This is a genomic window from Geothermobacter hydrogeniphilus (assembly GCF_002093115.1).
GTDB lineage: Bacteria > Desulfobacterota > Desulfuromonadia > Desulfuromonadales > Geothermobacteraceae > Geothermobacter_A > Geothermobacter_A hydrogeniphilus.
On sequence record NZ_NAAD01000006.1, the window covers coordinates 104680 to 116402 of the forward strand.

Sequence of the window (11723 nt, forward strand, 5' to 3'; positions counted from 1 at the left end):
GAAGAGATGGCAAAAGCACAGAAGGAAGGGAAGAAGGACTACCGGCAACAGCGGATGGAGCGCCGGGTGGAGATGGCAAAAAGGGACGATGTTGAGGTGGTCCCGAGGCGAGCGGCGGAAACCAACGACTTCATCCGCCTGCTTACTGCCAATGACTTCATCGTCAACCGGTTGCGGCAGCAGTTGGGGCGGCGCAACGGTGTCCCGGTCGAACAGGCCGTTCAGTTCCTGGAACGCAACGAGGTGCTGCGGCAGGAAATGAACAAGCTCAATGCCGAGATGTGTGTGGCGATGGGGATGGACTACCGGCCACCGAGGGGGTTTGAAAACCCGATAAAGAAGGAGCCGGAACTGGAGGTGGTTGAAGACAAGAATACCGCCAAGACAGCAAAAGGCTAAACTGACAAGGGCAACATTCACCGAAAGCGGTCATTCAAACGAGTGGCCGTTTTTTTGGGACCTGTTACTATACAGTCTCGTTTCTTGAGTTCCAGTCAAAAATCTGAGCTTCGGTACAGCGGATGTTCCAATCTTCACCAACCAACCAGAACGCAAAACCATAAAAAGAATCAGCCAGTTAGCTCTACCTTGGAGACATGAGATAGCAGTGCATTGAAGGCTAAGGCTTGCGATTTGCATATAATCATATATAATTGTTAATAAAACTTGATGACTTCGGGCAAACAGGATCTTCTACGGTTACATTATTTTCTCATCAGTATTCCTTCAACACTAGGTACACGTTAAATACCTTGAAATTAGCTTTTCTGTAAGCTTCAGTTCCACTACCAATGAGGAGGAAACGCATGATTAAAATCTGGCACATTCTATTGGTGACAATTGTGTGTTTTCTTATCGGGAACTTTGCCTCATTCCCTCTAGCCACTACTGCAGGGGTCTTTTGTCTGGGCTGGATGTTGGGCATTGCCGACGAAAAATTGCGTCGAAAGCGCGCAAATGACGCTTTCCAAGAGCCCCACCCCGAAGAAACTCACCCCCAAGAGACTCACCTTACTGCAGAGGAAATCGCAGCGTCTCGTGAGTTGAGAGAGAGAGAGCGATGGGAGAGTAAAAAAAGGTCTATGTCAGTAACCATTGGAGGCGGGAACTACTGAGATTTATTAACTCATTCGGCACTCTTGTCATCCGCCCATAATTGACTCTATTTTTTAGCCAGAAACGAAGGCCAGATGACTTACTCGCTACCGCCAAGAACCAACAATATCAGATCGGTTCTATCCACCAAACAAAGGTTGCAGCTAAAAAGTTCTGAGCAAAGCATCATTTCAAGCGGATTTTCCGGACCGTGCTTTTTGTTAGAAATCACCTTTGTTCGAAAGGTGGCTTTCGCTTGAATTTCGGCATGTTGGAACCGAATCACCTTTTTTTCGTGGATAGATCCGGAAATAAATGATCACCTGAGATGTTCTTTGTCCGCCCTGTTGAACTGAAAATTTGGGCCTTGCGTAAAATGGTCACCACAGCGACATCTATATAGATAGCTCGAGTTCATCAAAGGAGGGAATATCTTCTTTAATTATTGTCAACAGGTCTTCTGTGTTTAAATTAGACTTAGATGCAATTCTGTCGGCCTGCCTAGTAACCACCTTTTCAAAAAGATTCCTGACTCCCCTACCGTTTGAAAACATATCATCAATTGAATTGGTCATAGAAGTAAATATTTTCATTAGATCATCAATAGTACAATCAGACAAAATATATTTCGACTGCCTGCAATTATGCTTAAAGATTTCGACCATCTCTGTAGTTGAATAATCTTCAAAATGGATAAATTTGTTAAACCTCGAAAATAATCCTGGATTAGACTTAAGAAAGTCCTTGATCTTATCTTCATATCCAGCAACAATAACTACTAGGTCATCTCGATAGTCCTCCATATACTTCAATAGAGTTTCTATTGCTTCTTCACCATAGCTATCATTTTCATGATTAAGAGAATATGCCTCATCTATAAACAAAACACCTCCCCTTGCTGACTCTATTACATTCTTGACCTTTATGGCCGTTTGCCCAATATATCCGGCAACCAACATAGAACGATCAGCCTCAACAATGTGACCACCTGATAATAGCCCCAAATGATGATATATTTCTGCGATTATCCTGGCCACGGTAGTTTTACCAGTACCTGGCCTACCTGTAAAAACAAGATGATGCGAGATCTTAGATGATTGCAATCCGCGCTTTTGTCTCTCTCTTTGAACGGTAGCAAAGTTAATTAGCGAAGCCACCTCTTCCTTTACTTTTGACAAACCAACCAACTCATTTAATGAGTTCATTACTCTACTAACACTTTTTGTCATAATCTCCTTTTCGATATTTAAAATACTATCAGATAGATCCTTATCATCGGGGTCAAGCTCTGTAGCCTTTTTATAATCATCTAAAGCATTATGAATATCGCCAACTTCCTCATATATGTTAGCTCGGAGTTTATATGCATCTGAATTTTCTGGCATATTCATGATAGCCTTTGATAGATCCAACAATGCATGTTCAAATTTGCCAATTTTCGCATTCAAACGCCCCCTTTCCATATATCCTTTTCCATTTGGATTTTTTTCGATCGATATTGTAAAACATTTTAATGCTTCATCATCTCTACCAACCTTCGCAAAGAGCAATCCCTTATTTAAATAGTATTTATGACAGTCTGGATCTAGCTCAATGGCCATATTATAGTCATTCTCGGCCTTACTATACTCACCAAGAGATACATACAATTCTGCTCTAATATAATAAACATATGAGTCACAATTTCCACTCTTTTTGTATAGCTTGATAGACTTATCAATGTCATGAAGAGCCTGTTTATCCTCATACTTTAAATAATATAAACGCCCCCTGAGACTAATAAAATCTGCATTTTTTGGATTTATTTTAATGGCCCTATCTAAATCAAGAATTGCATCATCATAGTTATCTCCGATATTATAGTAACAATATGCTCTTTTATATAATGCATAACTATTTGAGCCATCAAATTCTATCGATTTATTAAATAGTTCAATAGCAGTTTCGTAATATTTATTTTCGAATTGAGACAAGCCTTCCAAATAATATTTCTTCGATTTATCCTTGTCTGCCCTTACTTTCTCTAAAATTTTATCTTTCACATTAGCAGCTGCCTTTAAAAGCACTCCCTTAATCATCTTCACCTCCCATGAAAGTTCACTAATAGCCAGATTCTGAGGGGACATTTGTAGTGATGAAATCAAAAACACAATTTTCTCAGGCAGATAAAACTGCTGACATATTGAAACACACTACTGTCCGGTTAATAGCTTAATAAGTTCAACTGGTTACCATCCAATTGGTCTTGGGTTTGCTTAAGAGCATTGAGGCCGTCAATAGCGGACACCAAACCGTTACTTTATTCCCTGCTCTTTGAAATATTTCGGTTCTATCCACCAAACAAAGGTGGTCTGTGACGTAATTTGACACAATATCAGTGGATCATGCTCCCCAAAGGAGGACGGTTCTATCCACCAAACAAAGGTTGCAGCTAAAAAGTTCTGAGCAAAGCATCATTTCAAGCGGATTTTCCGGACCGTGCTTTTTGTTAGAAATCACCTTTGTTCGAAAGGTGGCTTTCGCTTGAATTTCGGCATGTTGGAGCCGAATCACCTTTTTTCGTGGATAGATTCGAAATATTTTTTCGGTGTCCGATATTTTCAACCTACATCAACCTACATCAAGATGCCACTACCCAGAGGCCCCGCCCCGCTACTTAATCTGGAACGATAGCAGGAGAATCTCAAAATTTTCTCAAATTTCTCAAATTTCTTAAATTTTCCGGTTCTATCCACCAAACAAAGGTTGCAGCTAAAAAGTTCTGAGCAAAGCATCATTTCAAGCGGATTTCCGGACCGTGCTTTTTGTTAGAAATCACCTTTGTTCGAAAGGTGGCTTTCGCTTGAATTTCGGCATGTTGGAACCGAATCATCTTTTTTCGTGGATAGATCCGTAAATTTTCTTCCCTGTAAATTTTCTTCCCTTGACATTACAGAGACAGTTTTTACAATAGAGCCATTATTCTACTCTACCCACGTAGAGACTCCTCGCCATTTTGGCAGGACAAACTTTCAGGGACAGCCCCTGATCGAAAAGCCCCAGGCATGGGACGTATCGTTGTAGGGAGAAACCGAAGCCCGGTGACCCAATCCACACGCGACAGTGGACTCCCCTGCATGTTGTAGCGCCGCACCACAGATCCACCGTGGTTCAGCGGCTGACAGTTTTTCCGTGAACCTGTTTCTCACGGTTCACACCCACAACCCGAATTTCCAACCTCACCCATTCCGGCATCCGCCTCAATGGGTTTTTCTTTGTCCAACATCAACCGTCAACCATCCCAGTCGGGAGGAGATCTCTTCCCCGTTGTGGGGTGGACTCCTTTTTGGCTGGGTCAACCCAACAGAGAGGAGGAATACAATGCTTAACGAAGTACGACTGATCGGAAGACTCGGCAAGGACCCCGACTACCGCGCGACCCCGCAGGGCGTTTCGGTGACCACGTTCACCCTGGCGACCTGGGAGAAACGCAAGAAGGACGGAGAAATCGCCGAGAAGACGGAATGGCACAACATCGTCACATGGAGGGGCCTCGCGGACACCTGCCACCAGTTCCTGAGCAAGGGCAAGCTGGTTTTTGTCGAAGGCAAGATCCAGACCCGGAAGTACCTGGACAAGGACGGCAACAACCGCTACATCACCGAGATCATCGCTGACAAGGTGAGGTTCCTTGACAGGCCTGACGGGAAAACCCCCGAAGGCTGGACCGAACCTCCGGCAGACAGCCCCTACGCTGGCGACATCCCGTTCTAGGCCGAAACCGACAACCGATAATCCACCCCGCAGGGGAGACACGTTCTCCCTTCCCGGGGGCATCTGTCTCCCCTGTGCGGCACCAGCCCACAGAAAGGAGACAGTATGACCGCTCAAGCTGCACAGATCGCAATCCGTAACAGTCAACCTATCGCTCCGCTGTCCGTTCTGGACGAGGAGAAAATCACCCTCATCAAGCGGACCATCTGCCGGGGTGCCACCGACGACGAGCTTCAGCTTTTCGTCAACCAGTGCAACCGCACCGGCCTGGACCCCTTCGCCCGCCAGATCCACGCCATCAAGCGTTGGGATTCCAGCCAGAACCGGGAGGTCATGAGCATTCAGACCTCCATCGACGGTTTCCGGCTGATCGCAGAGCGCACCGGCAAGTACGCAGGTCAGCTCGGCCCCTACTGGTGCGGCAAGGACGGCAAATGGCAGGAAGTCTGGATTCAGGAACCCCCTCCGCTCGCCGCGAAGGTCGCTGTCCTGCGGTCCGATTTCAAGGAACCCCTCTGGGCCGTCGCCAGGTTCAACACCTACGCGCAACGAAAAAAAGGGGGAGAACTCACCAGGTTTTGGAAAACCATGCCCGACCTGATGATCGCCAAGGTCGCAGAAGCCCTGGCCATCAGACGTGCGTTTCCACAGGAACTGTCCGGCCTCTACGTTGAAGAGGAAATGGATCAGGCTACCAATCCTGTCGAAAGCACGCCATCGAGCATGAACAACCAGCCGAAGGACATCACCCCGCAGCAGCCCACGACCGGCCTCGCTTCCCAGGAAGCCGAAATCCTGATCTCCAAAGGTCAGATCGGCGTCCTCGAACGCATGGTCAAGGACGCGGGCGCGGACCGGGAAAAATTCCTCGACTATCTGGGCATCTCCTCTTTCGAGGAACTGCCGCACGACCAGTACAAGATGGCCATTGACGCCCTCAACCGGAAGAAGGAAGGGAAACCTGTCCAGCCTCCGCAGAGCGTTGAAGCTGTCCTGTCTGCCCTGGCGGCACATAAGATCGCCCCGAAACTCTCCGAGGACGGAAAAACCGTCTACGCCGACAGCTACGAACACCGCAACCTGCTCAAGCAGATGGGGTTCCGCTGGGACAAGAACATGAAGATGTGGTTCTTGCGGGTGTAGACGGAGAGAACCATGAATACCGAACCCAGAAGCCGGGAAGAACTTGAGGCGCTGGGGTACGAAACGGACGGGGACTGCTTCGTGGCGGCCTTCAACTTTGCCCTGGACACACCGGATGAAATGATCCTGGTTCATGGCGAGGTCAGCCACGGCGATTTCCCTGCCCTGAGGTACACCCACGCCTGGGTCGAACAGCAAATTGAACTGCGGCCCGGCGTCAAAATGACCCTGGTTCACGACCCGTCCAACGGCAGGCATGTTCAGATTCCGAAGGAACTGTATTACCTGCTCGGTCGGATTGTCGATGAACCGGGTAAACTGGCTCGATATTCCCAGAACCAGGCCCGAAGAAAAGCGTTAGCCACTGGCCACTATGGTCCCTGGGATCTCGACAACGACTTCTAGCATCAACCCAACCCTTCACAGGGGAGACAACGATTCTCCCCGGTAGGGGTGCGTCCTGTCTCCCCTGTGTCCATCACAGACAAGGAGACAAGGATCATGGAAAACTTCATCTACGCTCTGTCCAACGTCAACATCAAAAACATCCTGACCGGCACTGCCCTCGGCGCCTGCCTCGTCGCTGCTATTTGCATCGGGGGGCTGGTGTAATGAAGGGAAAACTCGTGCCAACGGTCATAAGGGGGAAATCGTTTCCCAACCACCGGACCTGTCCGGAGTGCGAGACAGTTTACCCGTTGGATGCTAGGAGAGGTATCCCAAGGTGCAACGGTGTCCTGATTACCAGGTGCCCTTGGTGCCGGGAAGACAGCCGACCTTGGAGAAACGGACGAGGACGCTAACATCGACAACAAACAACCAACCCCACGGGGCGGATCAGACATCCCCTCGCGGGGCTTTCTGTGTCCGCCCCTTTTCTTTTCAGGGAGACGGACACCATGAGCAAACTGCAGGTATTTCTCGAAAACGCTCTTCGGGAAAAATCGAAACAGAACAGCAGCCACCTCGGGGATCGCAGCCAATACGTCGGAGCCTCCGACATTGCCGGCTGTTCCCGGAAGGCGGTGCTGAACAAACTCAACCCGGAAGACCACGACCCGATGACGCTCCTGCGTTTCGCCCGTGGTCACGCCGCAGAAGACCTGATCGACGGGATCTTCCGGGCCGGTGGGCTGACCCCGCAGCGCGAGGTTGAGGTTCGCCACCCGGATTTCCCCGAAATTCTCTGCCATATCGACTTCCTTTTCCGCTCCAACGCAAGCGGCCGGCTTCACGTCATGGAACTGAAGACGGTCAACGGCATCCCGGACGCTCCCTACGAGTCCTGGGTCAACCAACTCCATGTCCAGATGGGACTTCTGGAACTGCACAATCCCGGGCTGCCTATCGGCGGGAGCATCCTGGCTGTCGATCTCAACGCCGGAGTCTGGAAGGAATTCAACTCGTTCACCCCGAACAAGATCCTCTTCAACGCCATGGTGATAAAGGGGAGACACATCCTCTCCTGCCTCGATGCGCCGGAAGCCGCGCAGATCGAACCCGGCATCCTCTGCGGTTACTGCAACCACCGAGAAACATGCCCCGCGTTCGCAGGCGAAACCCCGCTTCCCCAGGAGGTCCAGAACCTCGCCGCGCGGTACCTTGAGAAAAGCAGGACCAGGGGAGAACTCGACAAGGCCATCAAAAACCTGAAAAACGAAATCCTCGCCTTCACCGGGACCAGCTTCAAAGGCCAGTCTGACACGCTGCAGGTCTGCGCATCCGAAGTCGGTCCTTCCGAAACTGTGGACGCCAGACGCCTCAAGGAGGCCTACCCGGAGATCTACGACGAGGTGAAGAAGGAACGCGCCGGATACACCCGGCTCGATATCTTCAGAATCAGGAAGCAGGCTGCCGCCTGACCAACCCCCACATGGGGCGCTTTTACGCCGCCCCGGACGGGGACTCCTTTTTCGGAGCGGCGTCATCGCGCCCCGGAAAGGAGATCCCGATGGGAAAAGCCGAACGCTACTGCTGGCGTCTGGTGCTGTTCCTCTGCCTGGTGCTGCTGGCTCTGCTGGTCACGCCCCGGTCAAAGGAAAAAAGCCGCCAGTTCGCCAAAGCCTATTCGGAATACCGGAACGCCCAGGAGGTATCGTCATGGTCGCACTGACAATGCACGCCGCCAACCGGGCACTGGAACGAAACATTCCTTTTGAGGCTGTCGAAGCCTGCCGGATGGTGGCCCCGATCCTGAACGATAAACCCTTGCGGTTCCGTTACCGGGATCTGGTCATCGTTGCCAGAATGGCGGATTCCACCCCTCGGATCATCTCGGTCTGGAGGGCGGAATGAGACTCGAACCGGGAATGCTGATCCAAACCAACTACAGCGGTCCCTACCGGATAAAGGCAGTTCTCCGGGACTGTACATGCCCGTCCTACCTGGACGAGATCAACGGCCACCCAGTCGCAAGACGCCCTCATATCCACCTGGTCTGCACAGATCCAGAAGGACCGGGGACGTATTATCTCAACGGCTGGGACGAACAGACTCTCCAGAGCCTCCAGATATCCTGTTGCGGAGGCAAAGGGGAACCTGCCTACGACCGGATCATCGTTCTGCCGCAGGACAGGCCCGTACAGGGGACGCTCTTTTAGCGACAACAACGAAACCTCACCACCCGGAACCGGGAGGAGACAAACTCTTCCCGGAAGGGGAATTGTGTCTCCTCCCGGTCGATCATCGACAAGGAGAAGACACATGCAGGAAAAGACATTCAGCATCGCCAAGACCTTCGATCTGGAGGGCATCCCAGAGGAACTGACTGTCCGCGGTCTTGCCGAAAGGTCACCGTTCGTCCCGGCACTCGACCCGGATTACCAGTTCCGCAAGGAACTCCTCTCGGACCTGCTCGCCTGGCACATGCTCGGCGGCACCGAAGGTCTCTACCTCACCGGCCCCACCGGGTCCGGAAAATCCACCCTGGTCACCCAGGTCGCCGCCCGTCTGAACATTCCTGTCCAGCGGGTCACCGCCCACAGCCGGCTGGAAACGCCTGAGCTGGTCGGTCACTACGCCCTGGTCAACGGCTCCATGTCCTTCGTGGACGGGCCGCTGACCACGGCCATGCGGGAAGGACACTGGTTCCTCCTCGACGAGATCGACCTGCTCGACCCGGCGACCGCCGCCGGCCTCAACGGGATCGTCGAGGGCTCGCCCCTGGTGATCCCCGAGAAGGGCGGAGAGATGGTGGTTCCTGCCCCCGGCTTCTGTTTCATCGCCACCGGGAATACCGCAGGAGCCGGTGACCAGTCGGGACTCTACCAGGGCACCATGCGTCAGAATCTTGCTTTTCTGGACCGCTTCTGGATGGTCGAAGTCGGCTATCCCGAAGAGGAACAGGAGCAGATGATTCTGGCCAGGGTTGCCCCCGGCATCCCCGAGGACATCAGGACCGGAATGATTGCCTATGCCATGGAGGTCCGCAGACTCTTCATGGCAGGACAGCTCGAAGTCACCCTCTCCACACGGACCCTGGTGCGCTGGGCGAAAATGTCGGAATTCTTCCGGCCGCTCGCCAACCAGGGCAAGAATCCGCTCCAGCACGCACTGGAACGGGCACTGTCCTTCCGTGCGGAACCCGAAACCCGCAGCTCGCTGGCTGAAATCGCCCAGCGTATCTTCGGGTAGGAGGGGGCCATGATCTACATCCTTTTGAGGTACGACAATCCCGACGGGTCCAGCAAGGACTGGTCGGCGGAAGAAGAAAACGGAGGAGTCCGCGTCAGGTGGGGAAAGACGGGCCGGGTCAACCAGTCGGTATTCCATCCCCCCGGCAAGTACGGGCAGACGCCCCAGGACGCCATCCGCGTCCTTGCCGAAAAGAAACTTCGCAAGGGCTACTACGAGGTGACCAGGGGCGAGAGAATCCCTGACTTCTCCGGTCAAAACACCACACGCGCTTCCAGAAAACCTTCAAAGACCGCTGCAGCCCTGGCCGATTGGACCGGGACCGAAAGCGGCCTTTCCTGGTTTTGAGGAGGGCGCCATGTGTACCGAAAACACCCTTTGCCGCGAAGCCGTCTGCCTTCACGATTTTTGTGGAAGCGCCTGGCTCAAGGGCAACGTCAGCTACTGGGCCGACTGGTGCCCCACCAACAGAATGGTCTGGTTCGGCGGTGACTGGAGATTCATCCCTCCGCTGAAAGCCGAAACCTGCCCGGCGGATGAGGTCTGGTTGGCTCACGTCAATCGACACCTCGTCGCTGCCGGCGAAACACCTCTCACTCTCAACTGATCGACCAACCCCGACACGGGGGAGACTTTCTCCCCTGACGGGGCAGGTGTCTCCTCCGTGTCCACAACAGACAAGGAGAAAGACACCATGCTCGATCTGCTTCAGAAACTCATCTGCTTCAGCCTCGATGTCCACATCTGGTCCGGCAGGAAGAAACTGACTCCCGCCGACCTGGATCTCGACGCTGACGAAATCCCCCCGGAGGAACTTGCGTCCCTGGGCGTCAAGAAGATCTGCCATCCGGCTCTGCTGACCCGGTTCCAGGCCCTGCGCCGTCGTGCCGAACGTATCTGCGAAACGGCAGGCGTCCATTTTCTGGGTGGTTTTGCCATCCCGGAAGACAAGGCCAGGGCGGTTGCTGAAGACCTGGAAAAGGTTGCAGCCGAATTCGAGGCGGAAAAACAGGAATTTCTGAAAAGCTACGCCGAAACCATGGACGCGTGGCTCAAGACCATCCCGGACCAGTGGCGGTCGATGGTGGAACGCGCCGTCGAGTCGCCCGAGCATGTTGCCACCCGCCTGTCTTTCGGCTTCCAGACCTTTCAGGTCACCGGAGTCGAGGGACTGAACAGCGGTCTTGAAAAAGCCGCTGACGGTCTGGGGCAGCAGCTCTACCGGGAGATCGCACAGGCGGCAAGGCAGATCTGGGATCAATCCTTCCAGGGGAGATCCAGGGTCAGCCAGAGGGCGCTCAACCCTATCCGCGGCATCGTTAAAAAGGCCAAAGGTCTGCTGTTTATCGAACCCGGCCTGGGCAACGTCCTGTCGGAGGTTGAAGTGGAACTCGATACGCTGCCGAAGAAAGGCTACCTGGAAGCGGGGAATTTTTTCACCCTGGTCGGCATCCTGAACACCCTGGCCGGTCTCGGCGGGATCAACCTCCACGTCGAAGTCGAACAGGAACAGGACGACGAACAACCCGCCCATCGGGAAGAAACTCCCCGGGAGGAAGAACAGGTGTGCGAACAGCCTCCTTCGTCCGGTGTGGACATGGAGGACGTGTTCCAGCCGGTTCCGCCTCCCGACCAGCGGCAGACGGTGATCGCGCCACCAGTCACATGGTTCTAGGGAGGGCATCATGATTGACAACAGAAACACTCGGTCGCTTAAACGCCTGATAAGGCAGTTGCGAGACATGGCTGAGTACAAACACGATGATCTGAGCATTGCAGACGATGCTGCAGATGTCATTGAGGTCATAGTTTTGAGGGGTCAGGAAGGAGCCATAGCAAATATTGTCGAATATGAACTTGGATGTCTCGACAGAAAACACGCTATGGGATACCGAGGCGATACGCCTGAGTATCATGCAGGCTACTTCGAGATTGGCCCTGAGAACAATGAAGACGTTAGAGAACAGCGAAACCGCAAGGAAATGGTGAATCGCGGCTGGCTTTAGCCAGTCCTTTTTCCCTGTTATCGCTGGTTCCACTGATCCCCACCGTCCAGGGGCGCTTGATTCTTTTCGACGCCCCGGACGGGGGGCGTCTGT

General features: G+C 52.6%; 15 protein-coding genes. 14 read left to right on the forward strand and 1 reads right to left on the reverse strand.

The annotated features are described in order from the left end of the window. The first annotated feature begins 6 nt into the window (after positions 1-6). Both B5V00_RS06680 and B5V00_RS06685 read left to right on the forward strand, forming a co-directional pair. Positions 7-399, forward strand: coding sequence for a hypothetical protein (locus tag B5V00_RS06680; RefSeq protein WP_085009990.1), 393 nt, complete (start codon positions 7-9; stop codon positions 397-399). Between the two features lie 407 nt (positions 400-806). Next, on the forward strand, positions 807-1115 hold the full coding sequence (locus tag B5V00_RS06685) for a hypothetical protein (protein WP_085009991.1): 309 nt from the start codon (positions 807-809) through the stop codon (positions 1113-1115). Between the two features lie 375 nt (positions 1116-1490). Here B5V00_RS06685 and B5V00_RS06690 read toward each other — a convergent pair whose 3' ends face one another. Then, on the reverse strand, positions 1491-3173 hold the full coding sequence (locus tag B5V00_RS06690; RefSeq protein ID WP_172399642.1) for a tetratricopeptide repeat protein: 1683 nt from the start codon (positions 3171-3173) through the stop codon (positions 1491-1493). A 1282-nt stretch (positions 3174-4455) separates the two neighbouring features. Here B5V00_RS06690 and B5V00_RS06695 point away from each other — a divergent pair. The 12 genes from B5V00_RS06695 (at position 4456) to B5V00_RS06745 (ending at position 11630) form a co-directional block, all read left to right on the forward strand. Then, positions 4456-4848 carry a single-stranded DNA-binding protein gene (locus B5V00_RS06695; protein WP_085009993.1) on the forward strand — a complete coding sequence of 131 codons (393 nt, stop codon included), beginning with the start codon at positions 4456-4458 and terminating at the stop codon, positions 4846-4848. Positions 4849-4953: 105 nt separating this feature from the next. Next, positions 4954-5991, forward strand: a complete 1038-nt coding sequence (gene bet / locus B5V00_RS06700) for a phage recombination protein Bet (protein WP_085009994.1) — start codon at positions 4954-4956, stop codon at positions 5989-5991. Positions 5992-6003: 12 nt separating this feature from the next. Continuing rightward, positions 6004-6396: a hypothetical protein gene (locus B5V00_RS06705; RefSeq protein WP_085009995.1), complete on the forward strand. Its 393-nt coding sequence runs from the start codon at positions 6004-6006 to the stop codon at positions 6394-6396. A 494-nt stretch (positions 6397-6890) separates the two neighbouring features. Continuing rightward, positions 6891-7853 (forward strand): hypothetical protein, encoded by a 963-nt coding sequence (locus tag B5V00_RS06710; protein WP_085009996.1) that lies wholly within the window; start codon positions 6891-6893, stop codon positions 7851-7853. Positions 7854-7942: 89 nt separating this feature from the next. Continuing rightward, positions 7943-8104: a hypothetical protein gene (locus tag B5V00_RS17150; RefSeq protein WP_172399643.1), complete on the forward strand. Its 162-nt coding sequence runs from the start codon at positions 7943-7945 to the stop codon at positions 8102-8104. Continuing rightward, entirely contained in the window at positions 8092-8286 is a 195-nt protein-coding gene (locus tag B5V00_RS06715) for a DUF4258 domain-containing protein (protein ID WP_085009997.1), read from the forward strand. The genes B5V00_RS17150 and B5V00_RS06715 overlap by 13 nt, the downstream gene beginning before the upstream one ends. After that, positions 8283-8591, forward strand: coding sequence for a hypothetical protein (locus tag B5V00_RS06720; protein WP_085009998.1), 309 nt, complete (start codon positions 8283-8285; stop codon positions 8589-8591). Before B5V00_RS06715 ends, B5V00_RS06720 begins: the two co-directional genes overlap by 4 nt. A gap of 103 nt (positions 8592-8694) precedes the next feature. Then, entirely contained in the window at positions 8695-9624 is a 930-nt protein-coding gene (locus B5V00_RS06725) for a CbbQ/NirQ/NorQ/GpvN family protein (protein ID WP_085009999.1), read from the forward strand. Between the two features lie 9 nt (positions 9625-9633). Beyond that, entirely contained in the window at positions 9634-9972 is a 339-nt protein-coding gene (locus B5V00_RS06730) for a hypothetical protein (RefSeq protein ID WP_085010000.1), read from the forward strand. A 10-nt stretch (positions 9973-9982) separates the two neighbouring features. Continuing rightward, positions 9983-10231, forward strand: a complete 249-nt coding sequence (locus B5V00_RS06735; protein WP_085010001.1) for a hypothetical protein — start codon at positions 9983-9985, stop codon at positions 10229-10231. Positions 10232-10318: 87 nt separating this feature from the next. Further along, positions 10319-11299 (forward strand): DUF3150 domain-containing protein, encoded by a 981-nt coding sequence (locus B5V00_RS06740; protein WP_085010002.1) that lies wholly within the window; start codon positions 10319-10321, stop codon positions 11297-11299. 10 nt (positions 11300-11309) lie between these two features. Continuing rightward, on the forward strand, positions 11310-11630 hold the full coding sequence (locus B5V00_RS06745; RefSeq protein WP_085010003.1) for a hypothetical protein: 321 nt from the start codon (positions 11310-11312) through the stop codon (positions 11628-11630). Positions 11631-11723 lie beyond the last annotated feature (93 nt).

What these genes read in the sequence shown, in the direction of transcription:
- B5V00_RS06745 (WP_085010003.1), top strand. Translation starts at nt 11,310, where the DNA reads ATGATTGACAACAGAAACACTCGGTCGCTTAAACGCCTGATAAGGCAG.
- B5V00_RS06695 (WP_085009993.1), top strand. Translation starts at nt 4,456, where the DNA reads ATGCTTAACGAAGTACGACTGATCGGAAGACTCGGCAAGGACCCCGAC.
- B5V00_RS06680 (WP_085009990.1), top strand. Translation starts at nt 7, where the DNA reads ATGGCAAAAGCACAGAAGGAAGGGAAGAAGGACTACCGGCAACAGCGG.
- B5V00_RS06705 (WP_085009995.1), top strand. Translation starts at nt 6,004, where the DNA reads ATGAATACCGAACCCAGAAGCCGGGAAGAACTTGAGGCGCTGGGGTAC.
- B5V00_RS17150 (WP_172399643.1), top strand. Translation starts at nt 7,943, where the DNA reads ATGGGAAAAGCCGAACGCTACTGCTGGCGTCTGGTGCTGTTCCTCTGC.
- B5V00_RS06715 (WP_085009997.1), top strand. Translation starts at nt 8,092, where the DNA reads ATGGTCGCACTGACAATGCACGCCGCCAACCGGGCACTGGAACGAAAC.
- B5V00_RS06710 (WP_085009996.1), top strand. Translation starts at nt 6,891, where the DNA reads ATGAGCAAACTGCAGGTATTTCTCGAAAACGCTCTTCGGGAAAAATCG.
- B5V00_RS06725 (WP_085009999.1), top strand. Translation starts at nt 8,695, where the DNA reads ATGCAGGAAAAGACATTCAGCATCGCCAAGACCTTCGATCTGGAGGGC.
- B5V00_RS06720 (WP_085009998.1), top strand. Translation starts at nt 8,283, where the DNA reads ATGAGACTCGAACCGGGAATGCTGATCCAAACCAACTACAGCGGTCCC.
- B5V00_RS06735 (WP_085010001.1), top strand. Translation starts at nt 9,983, where the DNA reads ATGTGTACCGAAAACACCCTTTGCCGCGAAGCCGTCTGCCTTCACGAT.
- B5V00_RS06730 (WP_085010000.1), top strand. Translation starts at nt 9,634, where the DNA reads ATGATCTACATCCTTTTGAGGTACGACAATCCCGACGGGTCCAGCAAG.
- bet (WP_085009994.1), top strand. Translation starts at nt 4,954, where the DNA reads ATGACCGCTCAAGCTGCACAGATCGCAATCCGTAACAGTCAACCTATC.
- B5V00_RS06690 (WP_172399642.1), bottom strand. Translation starts at nt 3,173, where the DNA reads ATGATTAAGGGAGTGCTTTTAAAGGCAGCTGCTAATGTGAAAGATAAA.
- B5V00_RS06685 (WP_085009991.1), top strand. Translation starts at nt 807, where the DNA reads ATGATTAAAATCTGGCACATTCTATTGGTGACAATTGTGTGTTTTCTT.
- B5V00_RS06740 (WP_085010002.1), top strand. Translation starts at nt 10,319, where the DNA reads ATGCTCGATCTGCTTCAGAAACTCATCTGCTTCAGCCTCGATGTCCAC.